19 protein-coding genes are annotated in these 20,838 nt (G+C 71.7%); 17 read left to right on the top strand and 2 right to left on the bottom strand.

Annotated elements, in window-relative coordinates; all coding sequences use genetic code 11:
• Together ACIPKM_RS03000 and ACIPKM_RS03005 are read left to right on the top strand one after the other, a co-directional pair.
• Window positions 1-1,785, top strand: a complete 1,785-nt coding sequence (locus ACIPKM_RS03000) for an FHA domain-containing protein (protein ID WP_071296249.1) — start codon at window positions 1-3, stop codon at window positions 1,783-1,785.
• Window positions 1,786-1,882: 97 nt separating this feature from the next.
• Entirely contained in the window at window positions 1,883-2,746 is an 864-nt protein-coding gene (locus tag ACIPKM_RS03005; RefSeq protein WP_071296250.1) for a hypothetical protein, read from the top strand.
• A 32-nt stretch (window positions 2,747-2,778) separates the two neighbouring features.
• On the opposite strand, the gene ACIPKM_RS03010 is transcribed toward ACIPKM_RS03005, so the two are convergent.
• A complete protein-coding gene (locus tag ACIPKM_RS03010) occupies window positions 2,779-3,771 on the bottom strand; it encodes an asparaginase (protein WP_071296251.1) in 993 nt (330 codons plus the stop codon).
• Between the two features lie 34 nt (window positions 3,772-3,805).
• Between ACIPKM_RS03010 and ACIPKM_RS03015 the strand changes: the two genes are divergently transcribed.
• The 12 genes from ACIPKM_RS03015 (at window position 3,806) to rbfA (ending at window position 18,038) form a co-directional block, all read left to right on the top strand.
• Window positions 3,806-4,282, top strand: a complete 477-nt coding sequence (locus ACIPKM_RS03015) for an OsmC family protein (RefSeq protein ID WP_070419068.1) — start codon at window positions 3,806-3,808, stop codon at window positions 4,280-4,282.
• A gap of 6 nt (window positions 4,283-4,288) precedes the next feature.
• Window positions 4,289-5,260, top strand: coding sequence for an FKBP-type peptidyl-prolyl cis-trans isomerase (locus tag ACIPKM_RS03020; protein WP_261646937.1), 972 nt, complete (start codon window positions 4,289-4,291; stop codon window positions 5,258-5,260).
• A gap of 2 nt (window positions 5,261-5,262) precedes the next feature.
• Window positions 5,263-6,348 (top strand): 1-deoxy-D-xylulose-5-phosphate reductoisomerase, encoded by a 1,086-nt coding sequence (gene dxr / locus ACIPKM_RS03025; RefSeq protein ID WP_071296253.1) that lies wholly within the window; start codon window positions 5,263-5,265, stop codon window positions 6,346-6,348.
• Between the two features lie 127 nt (window positions 6,349-6,475).
• The gene (locus ACIPKM_RS03030) at window positions 6,476-7,810 is read left to right on the top strand and encodes a M50 family metallopeptidase (protein ID WP_402736130.1); all 1,335 of its coding nucleotides are present in this window, start codon (window positions 6,476-6,478) and stop codon (window positions 7,808-7,810) included.
• Window positions 7,811-7,845: 35 nt separating this feature from the next.
• Window positions 7,846-9,291, top strand: a complete 1,446-nt coding sequence (locus ACIPKM_RS03035; RefSeq protein ID WP_092386971.1) for a cytosine permease — start codon at window positions 7,846-7,848, stop codon at window positions 9,289-9,291.
• A complete protein-coding gene (locus ACIPKM_RS03040) occupies window positions 9,288-9,848 on the top strand; it encodes a cysteine hydrolase family protein (protein WP_402736131.1) in 561 nt (186 codons plus the stop codon). The genes ACIPKM_RS03035 and ACIPKM_RS03040 overlap by 4 nt, the downstream gene beginning before the upstream one ends.
• A 74-nt stretch (window positions 9,849-9,922) precedes the next feature.
• Window positions 9,923-11,053, top strand: a complete 1,131-nt coding sequence (ispG, locus tag ACIPKM_RS03045; RefSeq protein ID WP_402736177.1) for a flavodoxin-dependent (E)-4-hydroxy-3-methylbut-2-enyl-diphosphate synthase — start codon at window positions 9,923-9,925, stop codon at window positions 11,051-11,053.
• A gap of 208 nt (window positions 11,054-11,261) precedes the next feature.
• Window positions 11,262-13,013, top strand: a complete 1,752-nt coding sequence (locus ACIPKM_RS03050) for a proline--tRNA ligase (RefSeq protein WP_402736132.1) — start codon at window positions 11,262-11,264, stop codon at window positions 13,011-13,013.
• A gap of 173 nt (window positions 13,014-13,186) precedes the next feature.
• A complete protein-coding gene (gene nusA, locus ACIPKM_RS03055) occupies window positions 13,187-14,182 on the top strand; it encodes a transcription termination factor NusA (protein WP_402736133.1) in 996 nt (331 codons plus the stop codon).
• 66 nt (window positions 14,183-14,248) lie between these two features.
• On the top strand, window positions 14,249-14,566 hold the full coding sequence (locus ACIPKM_RS03060) for a YlxR family protein (RefSeq protein ID WP_083294949.1): 318 nt from the start codon (window positions 14,249-14,251) through the stop codon (window positions 14,564-14,566).
• Between the two features lie 74 nt (window positions 14,567-14,640).
• On the top strand, window positions 14,641-17,493 hold the full coding sequence (infB, locus tag ACIPKM_RS03065) for a translation initiation factor IF-2 (protein WP_402736134.1): 2,853 nt from the start codon (window positions 14,641-14,643) through the stop codon (window positions 17,491-17,493).
• 89 nt (window positions 17,494-17,582) lie between these two features.
• Window positions 17,583-18,038 carry a 30S ribosome-binding factor RbfA gene (gene rbfA / locus ACIPKM_RS03070; RefSeq protein ID WP_071303737.1) on the top strand — a complete coding sequence of 152 codons (456 nt, stop codon included), beginning with the start codon at window positions 17,583-17,585 and terminating at the stop codon, window positions 18,036-18,038.
• A gap of 9 nt (window positions 18,039-18,047) precedes the next feature.
• Here the strand turns inward: rbfA and ACIPKM_RS03075 are convergent, their stop codons facing one another.
• Complete coding sequence (locus ACIPKM_RS03075) at window positions 18,048-18,959, bottom strand: A/G-specific adenine glycosylase (RefSeq protein ID WP_402736135.1); 912 nt, start codon at window positions 18,957-18,959, stop codon at window positions 18,048-18,050.
• A 52-nt stretch (window positions 18,960-19,011) separates the two neighbouring features.
• Between ACIPKM_RS03075 and ACIPKM_RS03080 the strand changes: the two genes are divergently transcribed.
• The 3 genes from ACIPKM_RS03080 to ACIPKM_RS03090 are packed head-to-tail and all read left to right on the top strand — an operon-like array spanning window position 19,012 to window position 20,790.
• Window positions 19,012-19,458, top strand: a complete 447-nt coding sequence (locus ACIPKM_RS03080) for a hypothetical protein (protein ID WP_092386977.1) — start codon at window positions 19,012-19,014, stop codon at window positions 19,456-19,458.
• Between the two features lie 28 nt (window positions 19,459-19,486).
• Complete coding sequence (truB, locus tag ACIPKM_RS03085) at window positions 19,487-20,428, top strand: tRNA pseudouridine(55) synthase TruB (RefSeq protein ID WP_402736136.1); 942 nt, start codon at window positions 19,487-19,489, stop codon at window positions 20,426-20,428.
• On the top strand, window positions 20,425-20,790 hold the full coding sequence (locus tag ACIPKM_RS03090) for a hypothetical protein (RefSeq protein WP_070416264.1): 366 nt from the start codon (window positions 20,425-20,427) through the stop codon (window positions 20,788-20,790). The genes truB and ACIPKM_RS03090 overlap by 4 nt, the downstream gene beginning before the upstream one ends.
• Window positions 20,791-20,838 lie beyond the last annotated feature (48 nt).

Consider the following 20,838-nt stretch of genomic DNA (forward strand, 5'->3'; position numbering starts at 1 on the left):
GTGACCGCTGCGGCGAGTCGGCGCCCGGTCGCGACGCCCCCCGTCGAGCAGGCACCGCCGCCCCCGCTCCAGCAGCCGGACCTGCACGGACGCCGTCAGGACCCGGCGGCCGAAGCCTGGCTGCCCGAATCGACCCTCGACCCCGCGACCCGTGCCTGGCTGACGGGTGCGGACCGTGGCGGCGAGCAGCAGCCCGCGGCCGTGCCGGTCGAGCGTCCCGACGACTTCACGCCCCGGACGGCACCGAGCCACGTGCACGGGAGCGGTTCCGGGCTGACCGACTGGTCCGGGCAGCAGCCGGGTGGGGTCGGCCCGTCGGAGCCCGCCCGTCCGGCGGAGCCGTCGGAGCCGTCCCAGACCGACGAGCCGATCGCTCCGCGTGCGCCCGAGGTGCCGTTCACCCCGCAGCCGCCCGAGCCGCCGCTCGACCCGGACGCGTACCCGTCCGACGCCGACGCCGTCGCCGACGCGGACGCGAAGTCCGTCTCGTCGCCAGAGGGGGAGGACCCCGAGGTCACCCGCATCGCCGAGCGCCCAGCCGCCCAGCGCTGGGCGCCGCCAGCAGAGCAGGCCGCTGCACCGGCGCCGTCCGGGCCCTCGTGGTGGGTCGGACGATCCACGGCTGCGAACGACTCCGCTGCGGACGCCGCGGACGCGACTCCCGACACCGCCGGTGCTCCGGACGCGGTCGTCTCCCCGCCGCAGCCCGGTGACACCGCGGTCGTCGAGCCCTTGGTCGACCGACGCCCGCCGCGCCCGGCACCGCTGGTCACTCCGGGCTCGCAGGCGACGACGTGCCACGTGTGCGGGCACCGTCTCGAGCCCGACGACATCTTCTGTGCTGAGTGCGGCGCCGTGCGGCCCGCAGTGACCGCGGCGTTCACCGGACCCATCGTGCCGCTCCCGATGGACCGACCCGACTGGGCGGCGGACGACGCCGCCGAGACTCCCGACGACGCGGTTGACGCTCCGGACGACGCGGCGGACGCTCCGGATGACGAGGTCACCGACGACGACGTCGCCGAGGTGTCGGACGACGCTGCTCCGGACGTCGTGCGCGACGACGATGCGCTGCCGGAGCCTGCGGTCGCCGACGACGGCGCCGAGGGCTCCGCCGGTGTGCTCCCCTCGTGGGTGAACGGTGGCGGCGACGGTGCACCGGCCGGCGACACCCCGCCCCGACCGCGCGGTCTGCACGCGGCCCCGGAGCCCGAGTCACCAGCCGTCGGCACACCCTTCGTCCCGCCCGCTCCCGGTTCCGCGACCGTCCCGTCGTCGGCACCCTCAGCACAGGACAGCGGCGCGATCGGAGTACCGATGGCCGCGCCGCTGCCGCCGTTGCCCGGGGCGGACGATGCCGTGCGCCCGGCTCCTTCGACGACCGACGCTCCGACGAGCGCCGACGGCGACCTCGAGGACGACGTCGACGAGACCCGCATCGTCTCCGCGACCCCGACCCACGCGCCCTTCGTGCTGCACTTCAGCACCGGGGAGCGCTTCGGCGTGCACGGCACCGGCCTCGTCGGACGACTCCCGCGCCCCCAGCCCGGGGAACGGTTCGACGACCTGCTGACCGTCCACGACCCGGGCAAGTCCGTGTCGAAGACCCACCTCGAGCTCGGGCGCGACGGCGACGACCTGTGGGTGTCCGACCGGTTCTCGGGCAACGGCACCGTCGTCCGGCACATCGACGGGTCGATCCGTCGCTGCGAGCCGGGCCGCCGGTACCGGGTCGAGCGCGGCGCTCGCGTCGACATCGGGGAGCAGTTCTTCCTCGTGCAGTGACGGCGGGGGAGTCCTCCACAGCGGTGTGATCGTCAGTGCTCTCCACAGTTCGGTGGCTGAGCGTCGGGGCCCCGGGGCCATGTGGTGCTCTGGAGGCATGACCCCCTTCACCGCCCGCTGCACCCTGGTCGGCGCAGCGGTGGTGCTGCTCGTGGTGGGGCTCGTCGTGCCGGTCGAGTGGCCGTCGCGCGCGGTGCTCCTCGGAGCGGCGGGGTGTTGCGCGGTGCTCGACGTCCTCGTGGTCCGCGCGACCAGGGTCCGTCGCTCCCGCGGCGCCGAGTGCGGGGCGGACGTGGCGGACGTGGTGGTCCTGGTGCCGACACCGTCCGGACAGTCGGGCCCCGTGGACGGGACCGTCGGGACGGGGACGCACCGGCGGCCCATCGTCCTCGGCACGGCGTCGAACGGCCGTGAGGTCGCCGTCGACGACCGGTCGCGGCCCCACATCGTCGTGATCGGGTCCGGCGTGCTCGCGCTGGCGGTGTTCCGGGCCGTCGTGTCGCAGGTCCGCGCCGCGGCCGGTCCGGACGACGAGGTCCGAGCCGCGTGCGGTGCCGAAGCGCGCGCGGTGGTGGCTGCGGGGGCCGATCACTGCCCGGCGATGCCCTCCGGCACGGCCGCGGTCGTCGTCGACCGCCCGGCCCACGCAGCGAGCCCCGACCACGCATCCCGTGCAGCGAAGGCCGACCACCCGGACCGTGCAGCGCATCCCGACGACGCAGACCGCGCAGGGAGCCCGAACGGCCCAGCCCACGCAGCGAGCCCCGAGCGCCCGGACCGGGCGTGCCCGCCGACCCGCACGACCGTGGTCCTCGTACCCGGCCTCAGCGTCCTGCCCCGGCACTGGGACGTCGCCGTCGAGGTCACCCGCCACGGATGCACCGTCCGACACCCGCACGAACGGCGGGGTACCCCCGTGGCACCGGCACTCCCGCAACTGCAGCTGGACGAACCCGGATGACCCCGGCACGGGGTCTTCCCACGACCCCGCCCTCAGCGCAGCCCGGACCCCGCCCGCAGCGTCCCCACCGGCACCCCGCCACCGAGCACCTGCTCGCCCGTGGCCGCCATGACGTCCGCGACCCCTGCCGCGTCCACGATGCCGTTGCGCTCGAGCAGCGTGAGGGCCGCGAGCGTCCCGGACCGCTGCGCGCCGTCGAGGGTCTTGACCGCGACCGCTGCACCACCGGGCAGGCCCATCACCATGACGCCCTCGGCACCGAGCTTCGCCAGCACCCGGAGTCGCTCGATCGTCACCGTGTTCGCCCGTCCGATGCCGTCGATGGCCCACGGGTGGTCGAGCACCGCGTCGGTGAGCGCTGCCGTGTCGGACTCGGCGCGCGCGACGACACCGGCGAAGCCCCGGGCGAGTCCGGCCAGCGTCAGGGGGAACACCGGGGCCCCGCACCCGTCGGTCCCGACGACGTCGACGGTCTCGTGGGTGAACTCCTCGACGGTCTCGCGGACGCGCTGCTGCAGCGGGTGCGCCATCTCGAGGTAGGTCTCCTCGTCCCAGCCGTTCACCCGGCACGCCGCGAGCATGCCCGCGTGCTTGCCGGAGCAGTTCATCGCGAGGCGCCTCGGCTCGGTCATGGTGCGGGCGGTGGCGCGGTCGAACGGCATGTCCGGCGGGCAGCCGAGGTCCGACTCGACGTGGTCGTACGACTCGAGCATGTGCAGCGCGATGGCCTGGTGCGCGGGGGTGCCGGCGTGGCTCGCGGTGGTGAGGACGAGCTCCTCGTCGGAGAACACGGCTCCGGCACGGCGGACCGCGAGCGCCTGGAAGGGCTTCATCGTGGAGCGGGGGTAGACGCTGGCCTGCACGTCACCGACGGCGTCGATCACGGTGCCGTCCGCGGCGACGACGACCCCGGCACCGACGTGTCGGCTCTCGTCGAACCCGTTGCGGTCGAGGACCGCCAGTTCGACCGACCCCTCGGCGGTGAGAGGATGGCGGTCAGTGTGGACGTCGGAGAGCACCGTCATGCCGCAATCGTACTGATCCTGTGAGGAGCCCACCGTGTCCGACCACTCCTACGAGGTCTCCGTCCACTGGACCGGCGACCGCGGCACCGGAACGAGCGGCTACCGCGACTACGGGCGCGACCACGACGTCCGCGCCGCGGGCAAGCACGGCATCGAGGGCTCCGCCGACCCGACGTTCCGCGGGGACCGCGACCGCTGGAACCCCGAGGAGCTCGTCGTCGCGTCCCTCGCCCAGTGCCACATGCTGAGCTACCTCCACGTCGCCGTGACCGAGGGCTTCACCGTCGTCGACTACGAGGACCGCGCCACGGCCAGCCTCAACCTCAACCGCGACGGCTCCGGGGAGCTCACCGAGGCGACGCTGCACCCGGTGGTCACCATCCTCGAGGCGGACCGCGTCGCCGACGCCGAGGCCGCGCACGCCACTGCGAACAGCCTCTGCTTCATCGCACGCTCGGTGGCCTTTCCTGTGCACCACGTCCCGCACACCAAGGTCCGTGCGGCAGACTAGGTCCTCGTGAAGCGTCTGCGTCTCCTCCCGATCGCCCTCGTCCCCGCCGTCGTGCTGGGACTCGCCGCGTGCTCCGGATCCGGGTCGAGCGACTCGACCGCCACCCCGAGTGCGTCGTCGAGCGCGACCGCCGCGGCCATCACGTCCTGCCCCGACCCGGGTTCGGCGTCGAAGGCGATCACGGTGTCCGGCGCGTTCGGCGGCAGCACGGCACCGACGGTGAAGTTCACGGGCGGCCTCACCGCGAGCAAGCCCCAGGCGAGCACGGTCGTGCGCGGCAAGGGTGCCTCGCTGGACGAGGGCGACTACGCGCAGGTCTCGTACAGCGTGTACCAGGCGTCGGACGCGAAGAAGCTCGGCACGGTCGGCTTCGACCAGGGCAACCCGCAGGTCCTCTCGGTGGGCGGTTCGGGCTTCGGCGCCCTCCTGGCGTGCTCGAAGGTCGGTGACCGCATCGCTGCGGTCGGTCAGTCGTCGGCGCTCGGCTTCAACACCGGCGGCGAGATCGTCGTCGTCGCCGACGTCGTGGCGCAGACCCCGACGAAGGCCACCGGGAAGGCCCAGGAGCAGGACCCGAAGCTCCCGACCGTGCAGGACAAGGCGGACGGCGAGCCGGAGATCACGATCCCCAAGGGCGTCGCGGCACCGTCGAAGACCACGCCCGAGGTCATCAAGCAGGGCACCGGCGACGTCATCGCCGACGGCGACACCGCGCTCGTGCAGTACAAGGGCGTCGTCTACGACACCGGCAAGGAGTTCGACTCCTCGTGGTCGAAGGGCGTCCCGACGACCTTCACCATCTCCGAGGGCTCGCTCATCAAGGGCTTCGTGACCGGGCTGGTCGGCCAGAAGGTCGGCTCGCAGGTCCTCATCGTCGTCACGCCGGAGGACGGCTACGGCGCGAACCCGCAGGAGGGCTCGGGCATCCCGAAGAACGCCACGCTCGTCTTCGTCGTCGACATCCTCGCCAAGGGCTGACCGTGCGCCAGAAGCGGCGCATCGCGATCCTCGGCAGCACCGGCTCGATCGGCACCCAGGCACTCGACGTCGTCGCCCGCAACCCCGACCGCTTCGAGGTCGTCGGCCTCACCGCCGGCAGCAACCGCACCGTGGTCGCCGAGCAGGCCGAACGCTTCGGCGTCCGTGACACCGCGTTCGGCGCCGCGGACACCGAACGCCTGGTCCGCAGCGTCGAGGCCGACGTCGTCCTCAACGGCATCACCGGGTCGGTCGGCCTCGGCCCCACCCTGGCCGCGCTCGAGTCCGGCGCCACGCTGGCGCTGGCGAACAAGGAGAGCCTCATCGTGGGCGGCCCGCTCGTGCAGGCCGCCGCGGCACCCGGCCAGATCGTCCCGGTCGACAGCGAGCACTCCGCCATCGCCCAGGCGCTCCGCTCCGGCACGACGGACGAGGTCCGCCGGCTCGTGCTCACCGCGAGCGGCGGCCCGTTCCGCGGGCGGTCGCGCGCGGACCTCACGGACGTCACCCCGGCCGAGGCGCTCGCGCACCCGACGTGGGACATGGGGCTCGTGGTCACGACGAACTCCGCGACGCTCGTCAACAAGGGCCTCGAGGTCATCGAGGCCCACCTGCTCTTCGGCGTCCCCTACGACCGCATCGACGTGACGGTGCACGCGCAGTCGATCGTGCACTCGATGGTCGAGTTCGTCGACGGCTCCACGATCGCACAGGCGTCGCCGCCGGACATGCGGCTGCCCATCGCCCTCGGTCTCGCGTGGCCCGACCGGGTCCCGGGCGTCGGGGTGCCGCTCGACTGGACGTCGGCGAGCACCTGGACGTTCGAGCCCCTCGACGACGAGGCCTTCGGTGCTGTCGCCCTCGCGAAGCGCGTCGGGCAGCTCGGGGGCACGTTCCCGGCCGTGTTCAACGCGGCGAACGAGCAGGCCGTGGCCGCGTTCCACGCGGGAGCGATCGGTTTCCTCGACATCGTCGACACGGTCGAGCGCGTGGTCGACGAGCACACGGCGGGGGACCCCTCCCTCGAGGGCGTGCTGGCAGCGGAGCGCTGGGCGCGCACCGCGGCCGACCGCATGCTCTCCCGCTGAGGCGAGTCGCGCCTCCCGTCCGTCAGCACGGCTGCGGGAGCAGACGGACCGGGCGGTCCAGGAGGCGCGGCGCACCTCCCAGGGTGCGCTCGGCTCGGTCATGGGAACCGTCCCGTACCCTTTCCCGGTGACCGTCGAAACCGTCCTGCTCTTCGTCCTCGGCGTGGTCGTCTTCATCATCGGCCTGCTGGTCTCGATCGGACTCCACGAGCTGGGGCACCTGTCCTTCGCGAAGCTGTTCAACGTCAAGGTGACCCAGTACTCGCTGGGCTTCGGCAAGGCGATCTGGTCGTTCAGGCGGGGCGAGACCGAGTACGGCATCCGCCCGATCCTGCTCGGCGGCTACATCTCGATGGTCGGCATGCTCAAGCCGCGGGCGTCCGGGCGACCGAGTGCGATCACGAACACGGGCATGTACGGCGCCTTCGTGCAGGACGCCCGGCAGGCGAGCGCCGAGCAGATCGCGGACTCCGGCGGCGACGACTCGCGTGCGTTCTACCGGTTGACCCCGTGGAAGCGGATCATCGTGATGGTCGCTGGTCCGGCGATGAACCTCGTGATCGGCATCGTGCTGTTCGGGGTGCTGCTCGTCGGGTTCGGTGCGCCGACGACCACGTTCACGTCGAGCGTCGACTGCGTGCTGCCGACGAGCCAGGCGACGACGTGCACCTCCGGGGACGCCGTCTCGCCGGCGAAGCAGGCCGGCATCCGGTCTGGTGACGTCGTGCTCTCGGTCGACGGGAAGCAGGACCCGACGATCGCCCAGGTCTCCGAGGTCTTCCAGCGGTCCGCCGGCGAGGACGTCACCGTCGTGGTGTCCCGCGACGGCGCCGAGAAGACGCTGCACATCACGCCGACGACCGCCACGCGGGACGTCTACACCGCCGACGGCACGGTCGCGAAGAACGACGACGGCAGCACGAAGACGCAGCAGGTCGGCGTCGTCGGCGTGAGCATCGGCCAGTCGCTCGTGCGGCAGTCGCCGGCCGCGGTGCTGCCGGCCACCGGGGCGCAGATCTCGGCCTCGGCGCACCTCATCATCGACCTGCCGCAGCGGCTGGTCGCGGTGTGGAACGCGGCGTTCGGCTCGCAGGAGCGGTCGCAGGACAGCCCGGTGTCGGTCGTCGGCGTCGGCCGCGCGATCGGCGAGGTCTCGTCGATGAGCGGCGTGCCGGTGGTCGACAAGGCGTACACGATCCTCGGGCTGCTCGCCTCGCTGAACATCGGCCTGTTCGTCCTGAACATGGTGCCGCTCCTGCCGCTCGACGGCGGCCACATCGCCGGCGCCCTGTGGGAGGCCGTGAAGCGCCGCTCCTTCAAGTTGGTCGGCAAGGCGGACCCGGGGCCGATCGACCTCGCGAAGACGATGCCGCTGACGATGGTCGTCGTGGTCCTGCTCGCGGGCATGAGCGCACTGCTCATCTACGCCGACATCGTGCGCCCCGTGAACCTGTTCGGGTAGCGACGAGGTCTCGGCCGCGCACTACGCTTTCGCACATGAGCACAGCTCCGGAAGTCCGCACGGTCGAGCGGCAGGGCACCGACGTCATCGCCGAGTCCGACCGGAAGGGACGTCCGAGGGACCTCTTCTGGCCGTGGTTCGCGGCGAACATCTCGGTGCTCGGCCTGTCGTACGGCTCGTTCGTCCTCGGGTTCGGCATCTCCTTCTGGCAGGCCACGATCGTCTCCGTCATCGGGGTCGCGTTCTCGTTCCTGCTGTGCGGGATCGTCGCCATCGCCGGCAAACGGGGCTCGGCACCGACGATGGTGCTCGGCCGCGCGGCGTTCGGCGTCCGGGGGAACCGGCTGCCGGCGTTCCTCAGCTGGATCCTCACCGTCGGGTGGGAGACCGCGCTCGCGTCGGCGGCGGTCCTGGCCACGTCGACGGTGTTCCGGGAGCTCGGGTGGGACGGCGGCGTCCTGACGAAGCTCGTCGCACTCGTGGTCGTCGCTGCACTCGTCGTCGGTGCGGGCATCGCCGGGTTCGACGTGATCATGCGGCTGCAGACGTGGATCACCGTCATCACCGCGGTGCTGACGATCGTCTACGTGGTGCTCGCGCTGCCCTCGATCGACCTCGGTGCGATCGCCGCACTGCCGGCCGGGAGCGCCCAGAACGTCGTCGGCGCCCTCGTGCTCGTGATGACCGGGTTCGGCCTCGGTTGGGTCAACGCCGCCGCGGACTACTCGCGCTACCTGCCACGGTCGGCCTCGACCCGCGGGGTCGTCTGGTGGACCACGTTCGGCGGGGCGCTCGCGCCGATCGTGCTCGTCGTCCTCGGCGTCCTGCTCGCCGGCTCGTCGAAGGACCTCAACACGGCGATCGCCGCCGACCCGATCGGTGCGCTGACGACCGTGCTGCCGGTGTGGTTCCTCATCCCGTTCGCCCTCGTCGCCGTGCTCGGGCTCGTCGGCGGTGCGGTGCTCGACATCTACAGCTCCGGACTGGCCCTGCTGAGCGCCGGCATCCGCATCCCGAGGCCCGTCGCGGCCGGGGTCGACGGCGTGTTCATGGTGGCGGGCGCCGTCTACGTGGTGTTCTTCGCCGACTCGTTCATCCAGCCGTTCCAGGCGTTCCTCGTGACGCTCGGCGTGCCGATCGCCGCGTGGTGCGGGATCTTCGTCGCCGACGTCGTGATCCGCCGGGCTCCGTACGCCGAGCGGGAGCTCGAGGACCGCCGTGGCCGGTACGGCGACGTGCGCTGGCTCGCCGTCGGCCTCGTCGTCGTGGGGACCGCGCTCGGCTGGGGCCTGGTGACGAACACGTACGGCGTGCCGTCCTGGCTCAACTGGCAGGGGTACCTGCTCGAGCCGTTCGGCCTCGGCGGGCGCACTGGTGCCTGGGCGTACGCGAACCTCGGGGTGCTCGTGGCGCTCGTCGTCGGGTTCCTCGGCACCCTGCTGTTCGCCCGCGGCTCGGTCCGCCGGCAGGAGCAGGCATGAGCGCGGTCGAGGCCGCCGTCGCCGGGGTACCGGACGACGCGTGGCTCGTCGTCGTGGACATGCAGGAGGTCTTCACGGGCGAGAGCCCCTGGGCCACCGGGCGCTTCGACCACGCCGCCGCCGGGATCGAGCGCCTGCTCCCGCGGTTCACCGGCCGCACCGTGTTCACCCGCTTCGTCGCTCCGGAGCACCCGCGGGGTGCCTGGGTGCCCTACTACCGGGACTGGTCGTTCGCGCTCGTGCCGGACACCGACCCGCTCTGGGACCTGACCGAGCCCTTCGCGACGGCAGCCGCGGACCGACGCGACGCCGTCGTCACCGAGACGACCTTCGGCAAGTGGGGGACGCGCCTCCAGGCCGTCACCGGCGACCACCCGCACCTCGTCCTGGTCGGGGTGTCCACCGACTGCTGCGTCCTGTCGACCGCGCTGGCGGCCGCGGACGCCGGCGCGACGGTGACCGTCGTGGCGGACGCGTGCGCCGGGGCGAGCGACGAGGACCACGAGCGCGCCCTCGCGGCGATGCGGCTCTACGCGCCGCTCATCACCGTCGTCTGAGCATCACGCGTGCGCGGGGCTGGGCGTCACCGGGAGCGGGTAGAGTGCACCTCGTGCCTGCAGTGAACCTCGGTCTGCCGAAAGTCCCCGAAACCCTGAGCCCGCGCCGCAAGTCCCGGCAGATCCGGGTCGGCAAGGTGCTCGTGGGCGGCGATGCGCCGGTGTCCGTCCAGTCGATGACCACGACGCCGACGACGAACATCAACGCGACCCTCCAGCAGATCGCCGAGCTCACGGCGTCCGGTTGCGACATCGTCCGCGTGGCGGTGCCGAGCCAGGACGACGCCGACGCGCTGCCGATCATCGCGAAGAAGTCGCAGATCCCGGTCATCGCCGACATCCACTTCCAGCCGAAGTACGTCTTCCAGGCCATCGACGCCGGGTGCGCCGCGGTCCGTGTGAACCCGGGCAACATCCGGAAGTTCGACGACCAGGTCGGCGCCATCGCCAAGGCCGCGAAGGACGCCGGCGTCTCACTCCGCATCGGCGTCAACGCCGGTTCCCTCGAGCCGACCCTGCTGCAGAAGTACGGCAAGGCCACGCCCGAGGCGCTCGTCGAGTCCGCCGTGTGGGAAGCCTCCCTGTTCGAGGAGCACGACTTCCACGACTTCAAGATCTCGGTCAAGCACAACGACCCGATCGTCATGGTGAAGGCCTACCGGCAGCTCGCAGCGGCGGGGGACTGGCCGCTGCACCTCGGCGTGACCGAGGCCGGCCCGGAGTTCCAGGGCACCATCAAGAGCGCCACGGCGTTCGGCATCCTGCTGGCCGAGGGCATCGGCGACACCATCCGCGTGTCCCTCTCCGCCCCGCCTGCGCAAGAGGTCAAGGTCGGCCTGCAGATCCTGCAGTCACTCAACCTCCGCGAGCGCAAGCTCGAGATCGTCTCGTGCCCCAGCTGCGGCCGGGCCCAGGTCGACGTCTACCAGCTGGCGAACGACGTGACGAAGGGGCTCGAGGGCATGACCGTGCCGCTCCGCGTCGCCGTCATGGGCTGTGTCGTGAACGGCCCGGGCGAGGCGCGTGAGGCCGACCTCGGCGTCGCGTCCGGCAACGGCAAGGGGCAGATCTTCGTCAAGGGCGAGGTCATCAAGACGGTTCCCGAGGCCGAGATCGTCGAGACCCTGATCACCGAGGCGAACCGTCTCGCCGACGAGATGGGGCCGGCGGCCGGCACCGGCAAGCCGCTCGTCGTCACGTCGTAGGCGCGCGCGCGGGCAGCGCGCGCGGGCGCGCGCAGCGCTTTCGTGAGCAGAAGAGGTCGGGTCGCGCGAACGCACCCGACCTCTTCTGCTCACGAAGTGCCGCACACCGGACCGAACGCAGGACGGGAGGCACGGTGCCAGCCCGCACCGCGCCTCCCGACCGCAGACGCCCGCCGCACCCACTCCCACGCGCCGCTAGGCTTGCCCCGTGGTCACACGGCTTTCGCATCTGTTCCTCCGTACGCTCCGCGACGACCCCTCCGACGCCGAGGTGACGAGCGCGAAGCTCCTCGTCCGCGCCGGCTACGTCCGTCGCCAGTCCCCGGGGATCTTCGCGTGGTTGCCGCTCGGTCTGAAGGTCCGCGCCCGCATCGAGGCGATCATCCGCGACGAGATGGTCGCCGCCGGCGCGCAGGAGGTCCTGCTCCCGGCGCTCCTGCCGCGCGAGCCGTACGAGGCGACGAACCGCTGGACCGAGTACGGCGACGGCATGTTCCGCCTGCAGGACCGCAAGGGTGCCGACTACCTGCTCGCGCCCACGCACGAGGAGATGTTCGCGCTCCTGGTGAAGGACCTGTACGGCTCGTACAAGGACCTCCCCGTCACGCTGTTCCAGATCCAGGACAAGTACCGCGACGAGGCACGCCCCCGCGCCGGACTCCTGCGCGGCCGCGAGTTCACCATGAAGGACGCGTACTCGTTCGACCTCACCGACGAGGGCCTCGAGCGCAGCTACCAGATCATGCGCGACGCCTACGAGAAGATCTTCGCCCGACTCGGTCTCGAGTACGTCATCGTCAAGGCGGACGCCGGCGCGATGGGCGGCTCGAAGTCCGAGGAGTTCCTGCACCCGATCGGCGTCGGCGAGGACACTTTCGTCCGCAGTGCCGGCGGCTACGCGGCCAACGTCGAGGCCTACGTCACCCCGGTGCCGGACGCCCTGCCGATCGAGGGACAGCCCGAACCCGTGCTCCTGCCCGCGTCGGACACCCCGACGATCGAGACGCTCGTGGCGCACGCGAACGAGATCGCACCGCGCGACGGCGCACCTTGGACGGCCGCCGACACGCTGAAGAACGTCGTGCTCGCCCTGACGCACCTCGACGGCACGCGCGAGATCGTCGTCGTCGGGCTCCCCGGTGACCGCGACGTCGACCTGAAGCGCGCCGAGGTGGCCTTCGCCCCGGCCGAGGTCGAGCCCGCCGGTGACGACGACTTCCGCAAGCACACGGGCCTGGTCAAGGGCTACATCGGCCCGCAGGTCCTCGGCGCCGAGAGCACGACGGGCATCCGCTACTTCGTCGACCCCCGCGTGGTCGACGGCACCGCGTGGATCACGGGCGCGAACGAGCGCGGCGTGCACGTCTCCGGGCTCGTCGCCGGTCGTGACTTCGTGGCCGACGGCGTCGCCGAGGTGTCCGACGTCCGCGCCGGCGACCCGGCCCCCGACGGCTCCGGTCCGCTCGAGACCGCGCGCGGCATGGAGATCGGCCACGTCTTCCAGCTCGGCCGCAAGTACGCCGAGGCGCTCGGCCTCAAGGTGCAGGACGAGAACGGCAAGCTCGCCACGGTCACGATGGGCTCGTACGGCATCGGCGTGACGCGCATCCTCGCGATCCTCGCCGAGGCGCACAACGACGAGAAGGGCCTCGCCTGGCCGAAGAACGTCGCACCGTTCGACGTGCACGTCGTCGCGACCGGCAAGGACGAGGTCGCCTACGACCTGGCCACGTCGATCGTCGCCGAGCTCGAGGGTGAGCGGTTCGAGGTCCTCTACGACGACCGTCCGAAGGTCTCGCCCGGCGTGAAGCTGCGCGACGCCGAGCTGCTCGGCATGCCGATCGTCGTCGTCGCCGGTCGCGGCGCCGCCGACGGCGTCGTCGAGCTGTGGAACCGGGCGAGCGGCGAACGCCGCGACGTGCCGGTCGCCGAGCTGCTCGAGGCGGTCCGCGCGATCTAGCGGGTCACGCCCCCGACGTGACGACACGACGGACGGGAGGCGCGGTGCCAGCTGGCACCGTGCCTCCCGTCCGTCGTCCGGCCGGGTCCGCGACCCGCAGTGCGGTAGTCTGGTCGCCGACTTCCGCGCGGTTCCATCCGCGGGAGCGACTCATCTGAATACGGAGGCCCTCGGTGAAGATCGATCTCGCAGTCCTGCGACTCATGGAGCGTGAGCGGGAGATCCCGTTCGACGAACTCGTCCAGATCATCGAACAGGCCATCCTGACGGCGTACCAGAAGCACCGCACCGAGAACGAGGAGCCCGTCGAAGCGGACGTCCGCGTCGAGCTCGACCGCAAGTCGGGCGAGGTCTCGGTCTACGTGCCCGAGCGCGACGACGAGGGCACCGTGATCGGCGAGGCCGTCGACCAGCCCAGCGACTTCGGTCGCATCGCCGCGTTCGCCGCCAAGCAGGTCATCAACCAGCGCCTGCGCGACATCGGCGACGACAAGATCCTCGGCGAGTTCCGCGGCAAGGAAGGCGACATCGTCGCGGGCATCGTCCAGCAGGGCCCGAACCCGAAGATGGTGCACGTCGACCTCGGCACCGTCGAGGCGATCCTGCCGCCGGAGGAGCAGGTGCCCGGCGAGGACTACAAGCACGGTGCACGGCTGCGCGTCTACGTGACGAGCGTCGGCCGCGGCATGAAGGGTCCGCAGATCACGGTCTCGCGCACCCACCCCGGCCTGGTCCGCAAGCTGTTCGCGCTCGAGGTCCCGGAGATCGCGTCCGGCGTCGTGGAGATCACCTCCCTCGCGCGCGAGGCCGGCCACCGCACGAAGATCGCGGTCAAGGCGAACGAGCCCGGTGTGAACGCGAAGGGTGCGTGCATCGGCGAACTCGGTGCCCGCGTCCGTGCCGTGACGACGGAGCTCGGCGCCGAGAAGATCGACATCGTCGACTACTCGTCCGACCTGGCCTCGTTCGTCGCCAGCGCCCTGTCGCCGGCCAAGGTGACGAGCGCCTTCGTGCTCGACGCCTCGACGAAGGCCGTCCGCGCCCTCGTGCCGGACTACCAGCTGTCGCTCGCGATCGGCAAGGAAGGGCAGAACGCCCGCCTCGCCGCGAAGCTCACGGGCGCCCGGATCGACATCCAGCCGGACTCGATCCTGGACGGCGAGGACTGACGGTTTCGCTCGTGGCACGTCCGGTCCGGGCGTGCCGGATCGCGGTCGTCGAGAGGGAGGAGTAAGGTGGTTCCCGTCAGAACATGCATCGGCAGTCGCCGTCGTGCTCCCCGGTCCTCCCTCCTCCGTGTCGTCGCCCTGAGCGACGGTCGTGTCGTGGCGGACCCGAAGGCAGTCATGCCGGGGCGGGGAGCGTGGCTCACCCCGACCGTCGAAGCACATGATCAGGCCGTCAAGCGCAAGGCGTACCGCCGGGCGCTCCGGCTCGATCATGAACCGGACACGTCCGCGGTGCGTGACTACCTCGAAGCGCTCCGGCGCCCCGAACCACAGGCACGCGACCAGGACATGACAGAACAGGCTGAACGGCTTATGGACAACTGATGAGCGGCTCGAAATGAGACCCGTCATCCATTGAGTCCTGCCCCTCCACGGGGTGGGACCCGTGAAGGAGAACAGTGGCAAAACCACGCGTACACGAGATCGCATCCGAACTCGGTGTCGACAGCAAGACCGCAATGGAGAAGCTCAAGGAACTCGGCGAGTTCGTCAAGGGCCCGAGCTCCAGTGTCGAACCCCCCGTAGCGCGCAAGCTCCGTGCTGCGCTGCAGGCTGACGGCGCCTCGGCGTCGAAGCCCGCTGCGGCACAGACCCCGAGCGCGCCGGCCAAGACCGCGGCGCCGAAGTCGGGCGCACCGAAGCCCGGCGGCCCCCGCCCGGGTCCGGCCCGTCCGGCACCCACCCCCGAGCCCGAGCCCGAGGTGCAGGCGCCCGCCGCCGACGTGCCGACGCCGGCCGCCCCGAAGTCCGTCGCCCAGCGACAGGCCGAGGCCGAGGCTGCTCGCAAGGCCGCCGCTGCCGACAAGGCCGCTGCCGAGAAGTCCGGCGACGCCGGCCCCGACGCAGCAGCCGAGCCGAAGGACGACGCCGTCAAGCCCGGCGGCGCACCGAAGCCCGGTGCCGCAGCCGGCCCCAAGCCGGGTGGCCCGAAGCCGGGCGCACGTCCCGGCAACAACCCCTACGCGTCGAGCCAGGGCATGGGCTCGCGCCCGCCGCGTCCGGGCAACAACCCGTACTCGTCCAACCAGGGCATGGGCCAACGCCCCGCCGCCGGCGCCGGTGGCGGCAACGGCATCCCGCGTCCGGCCCCGCCGCGTCCGGGTGCTCCCCGTCCGGGCGCTCCGCGTCCCGGTGGTCCCGGCCAGGCAGGCCGTCCGAACGGCTTCGGGCAGCGCCCGGGCCAGGGTGGCGGCGGTCGTGGCGGCCCCGGTGGTCGTCCGGGCGGTGCCGGTGGTGCCGGTGGCGGCTTCCCGCGTCCGGCCTTCAGCGGCCCGCGTCCCGCCGGTGGCGGTGGCCGCGGTCGTGGCCCCGGTGGCGGTACCGCTGGTGCGTTCGGTCGCGGTGGCGGCAAGAGCCGTGCCCGCAAGTCGAAGCGGACGAAGCGCGCCGAGTACGAGATGCGGCAGGCGCCGTCGCTCGGCGGTGTGCAGGTCCCTCGTGGCGACGGCAACACGGTCGTCCGTCTGCGTCGCGGTGCGAGCATCTCGGACTTCGCCGACAAGATCGACGCGAGCCCCGGCAACCTGGTGACGGTGCTGTTCCACCTCGGTGAGATGGCGACCGCGACCGAGTCGCTGGACGAGGCCACGTTCGAGGTCCTCGGCGAGGAGCTGGGCTACAAGATCCAGATCGTCTCGCCGGAAGACGAGGACAAGGAGCTCCTCGAGGGCTTCGACATCGACCTCGAAGCCGAGCTGGACGACGAGGACGACTCGGTGCTGCAGCAGCGGCCCCCGGTGGTCACCGTCATGGGTCACGTCGACCACGGCAAGACCCGCCTGCTCGACGCGATCCGCAACTCGAAGGTCGTCGAGGGCGAAGCCGGTGGCATCACCCAGCACATCGGTGCGTACCAGATCGTCACCGAGCACGAGGGCATCGAGCGCCCGATCACCTTCATCGACACCCCGGGTCACGAGGCCTTCACGGCCATGCGTGCCCGTGGTGCCCAGGTGACGGACATCGCGATCCTCGTGGTCGCGGCGGACGACGGCATCATGCCCCAGACGATCGAGGCACTGAACCACGCGCAGTCGGCCGGTGTGCCGATCGTGGTCGCGGTGAACAAGATCGACAAGGAAGGCGCGAACCCGGCCAAGGTCCGCCAGCAGCTCACCGAGTACAACCTGGTGGCCGAGGAGTACGGCGGCGATGTCATGTTCGTCGACGTGTCGGCTCGTCAGAACATCGGCATCCAGGACCTCCTGGACGCCGTGCTGCTCACGGCCGACGCCGGTCTCGACCTGCGTGCGAACCCCGACAAGGACGCCCGCGGTGTGGCGATCGAAGCACGCCTCGACAAGGGCCGTGGTTCGGTTGCGACCGTGCTCATCCAGTCCGGCACACTGCACGTCGGCGACGCCATCGTGGCGGGGACGGCTTACGGCCGCGTCCGTGCGATGACCGACGAGAACGGCGTGGCGGTCAAGGCCGCGACGCCGAGCCGTCCGGTCCAGGTGCAGGGTCTGTCCTCGGTGCCCCGCGCCGGTGACACCTTCCTCGTCACCGAAGAGGACCGCACGGCACGTCAGATCGCCGAGAAGCGTGAAGCCGCCGAGCGCAACGCCCAGCTGGCCAAGGCCCGTAAGCGCATCTCGCTCGAGGACTTCACCCGTGCACTCGAAGAGGGCAAGGTCGACTCGCTCAACCTCATCATCAAGGGTGACGTCTCCGGTGCCGTCGAGGCACTCGAGCAGTCGCTCCTGGACATCGAGGTCGACGACAGCGTCCAGCTCCGGATCCTGCACCGCGGCGTCGGTGCGATCACGGAGTCGGACATCGACCTGGCCACGATCGACAACGCGATCGTCGTCGGCTTCAACGTCCGCCCGGACGTCAAGGCCCGCGAGCGTGCAGCGCGCGAAGGCATCGACGTGCGCTTCTACTCGGTCATCTACAACGCACTCGAGGACATCGAGCAGTCCCTCAAGGGCATGCTCAAGCCCGAGTACGAAGAGGTCCAGTCGGGTGTCGCCGAGATCCGCGAGGTGTTCCGTTCCTCGAAGTTCGGCAACATCGCGGGTGTCATCGTCCGCTCCGGCACGATCACGCGCAACGCCAAGGCGCGCGTCATCCGCGAAGGCGTGGTGCTCGCCGATGGTCTGGCCATCGAGTCGCTGCGTCGCTTCAAGGACGACGTGACCGAGGTCCGCACGGACTTCGAAGCCGGTATCGGTCTGGGCAAGTTCAACGACATCCAGATCGGCGACGAGATCGAGACCACCGAGCTCGTCGAGAAGCCGCGCGACTGATCGCGTGACTACCCTGGGCCCCGGCTTCCTTCACGGGAGGTCGGGGCCCAGCCCCGTTCCAGAGCAAGACATCTCCACAGGAGGCACCCATGGCCGATCCGCAGCGCGCACGCAAGATGGCGGACCGCATCAAGGAAGTCGTCGCACGCCGACTCGACAAGGGCCTTCGCGACCCGCGACTCGGGTTCGTGACGATCACCGACGTCCGTGTGACCGGTGACCTGCAGCACGCGTCGATCTTCTACACCGTGTACGGCACCGACGAGGAGCGTGCCGACTCCGCCGCGGCGCTCAAGGCCGCGACCGGGATGCTCCGGTCCGAGGTCGGCAAGAACATCACCGCTCGTCTGACCCCGTCGCTCGAATTCATCGCCGACGCCCTGCCGGAGACCTCGGCGCACATGGAGGACCTGCTCGTGCAGGCCCAGGTGCGCGACGAGCAGGTCCGTGCAGCCGCGGCCGGCGCGACCTACGCCGGCGACGCCGACCCGTACAAGCACGACGAGGACGAGGACGAGGACGACGCCGACGCGGCGCGCGCCTGACCCGTCCGATCAGCCCTCGGGCAGCCGGTAGCCGCTCGCGTCGTCCCCGACGGCCAGTCCGTCGCGCAGGAGCGACGCGAGCGCCCGGTCCCGCTGCTCCGCGTCGGGCCACACCGGTTCGATCTCGTCGCGCGTGACGGGGACGTCGCTCGCGCGGAGCTCCGCCATGATGAGCCCGCGCACCTGCCGGTCGCTGCCGGCGAACTTCGCCTGCTTCGGCGCGCGTGGGCCGTCGTGCTCCGGGTAGTCGGCGGCCCGCCACGCGCAGCGGTCGGCGATCGGGCACCTGTCGCACGCGGGGGAGCTGGCGACGCAGACGAGCGCGCCGAGCTCCATCACCGCGGCGTTCGTCGCTGCGGCGTCGTCACGGTCGTCCGGCAGCACCGACTCCATCAGCGGGAGGTCCTGCTTCGCCTTCGCCGGGCCCGGTTCGCCCTGGCCGAGCAGGGCGCGGGCGAGGACGCGCCGGACGTTCACGTCGACGACCGGGTGCCGGTCGCCGTACGCGAACACGGCGACCGCCCGGGCCGTGTAGTCCCCGATCCCGGGCAGCGCGAGCAGCGCGTCCACGTCCCGGGGCACCACGTTGTCGTGCTGCTCGGCGATCCCCGTCGCGGCCGCGTGCAGCGCGAGCGCCCGTCTCGGGTAGCCGAGCCGGTCCCAGGCACGCACCGCGTCCGCCGGGGGTGAGGCCGCGAGGTCCGCAGGCGTCGGCCAGCGGGTGAGCCATGCCTCCAGGCGGGGCACGACGCGCGCGACCTGCGTCTGCTGCAACATGATCTCGCTGACCAGCGTGCCCCACGCGGGGAACCCGGGACGCCGCCACGGCAGGTCGCGCGCCTCGGCGCGGAACCACGCGATGAGCGGCGTCGCGATGTCCGTTCGTGGGGTCGCGTCCTGTGGACGGGTCGGGTTGTCCACATTCGGACTGGAGGCACGACTCGCGTTCACCACGACAGCCTACGGTGGGTGCATGGCACGTTGGGCACCCCAGGAGACCGACACCATGGCCGCGATCGCGGCCGAGGTGATCGCGCAGGTCGGCACGAACCGGACGGTCGTCGGCATCGACGGACAGGACGGCGTCGACCTCGAACGCGTGGCCTCCGGGCTCGTCGACGGCTTCCAGCAGCACGGGGTGTCCGCGATGGCCGCTGCCGCACCGTCGAGCGACGTCGACGCGCTGCGGGCCGACCTCGTCGCGCCGTTCCGGTCCACCGGCGAGGGCCCTGGCATCCTCGTGGTGCACGGACACGGGGTGCTGGCACACGGTGCCCACCGGCTCTGGCGCTGGTCGCTGTGGGTGGAGCAGGAGTCCGGGCGCCTCGAACGCCGCGCGGACGTCAAGATCGCCGCGTCCGCGGTGCTGGACGTCACCGACCCCGAGCACCCGCGTCGCGAGTGGAACGACGCCTGCTGAGTCGCCGGAGCGCTGGTAATCTCCTCTGGTGCTCGAAACCGCGCCCGACGGCATCCTCCTCGTCGACAAGCCGCAGGGGATCTCCAGCCACCGGGTCGTCTCCATCGCCCGACGTCGGCTGGGCCTGAAGAAGGTCGGCCACGCCGGCACGCTCGACCCGATGGCGACCGGCCTGCTCCTGCTCGGGATCGGCCCGTCGACCCGGCTCCTGACCCACCTCGTCGGGCTCGGCAAGACCTACACCGCCACGATCCGTCTCGGGGTCTCGACCGACTCGGACGACGCCGACGGGACCCCCACCGCAGCCGTGGGCACGTCCTCGGCGGACGTGTCCGAGGCCGCCGTCGAGCGGGCCGTCGCCGCGCAGCGCGGACAGATCTCGCAGGTGCCGTCGACCGTCAGCGCCATCAAGGTCGACGGCCGCCGCGCCTACGACCTCGCGCGCAAGGGTGAAGCGGTCGTCCTGCAGTCCCGGACCGTGACGGTGTCGCGGTTCGACGTCACCGGCCGGGGCGACCGCGTCGTCTCGGTCGACGGCGAGGACGTGGCCGTGATCGACCTCGACGTCGTCGTGTCGTGCTCGTCCGGCACCTACGTGCGCGCGCTGGCCCGTGACGTCGGCGCCGCACTCGGCACCGGCGCCCACCTCACCGCGCTCCGCCGCACCGAGGTCGGCCCCTTCAGCGTCGACGACGCGATCGACCTCGAGGACGAGTCCGTCGACGTCCGGGCTGCACTCGCCCGACCGGTCGACGTCGCCCGCACCCTGTTCCCGTCCGTGCCGCTCGACCCGGCCGCGGCGAAGGACCTCGCCGACGGCAAGCGCGTCGCGGCGGACCACCCGGACACCGACGGCCCGGTCGCGGCCGTCGCCACCGAGGGGGACCGGCTCGTCGGGCTCGTCTCGGTGCGACGCGGACTGCTGCGCGTCATCACCAACTTCCCGACGGCACCGGGGGTGGGCGCGTGATCGAGTGGTTCATGTGGGTGCAGCTCGTCATCGCCGTGCTCGCCGGGCTCTTCGCGGTCGTCGTGGGGTTCATCGGTTGGAAGCCGAACGACTACACGGTCGGGTCGCTCGCGCTCATCGAGCTGCTGCTCCTCGCCCAGGGTGTGATCTCCCTCGTCCTGCCGGCCACGGGCAGCCCGCCGGTCGGCAACGCGCTCGAGTTCGGCGTGTACGCGGTCTCGGTGCTCCTCGTCCCGCCGGCGACCATCGTCTGGGCGCTCATCGACCGGACGAAGTGGAGCACGGTGGTCCTCGGGGCCGGTGCGTTCACGGTCGCGGTGATGGTCTACCGGATGTACCAGATCTGGTTCGCCCTGAACTGACCCGCTCGCGTGCCCTCGGCGACTGCGCGTTCGTCGTGGTGCGTCATC

The organism is Curtobacterium sp. NPDC086286 (assembly GCF_044746255.1).
In the GTDB taxonomy this organism is placed as follows: Bacteria; Actinomycetota; Actinomycetes; order Actinomycetales; family Microbacteriaceae; genus Curtobacterium.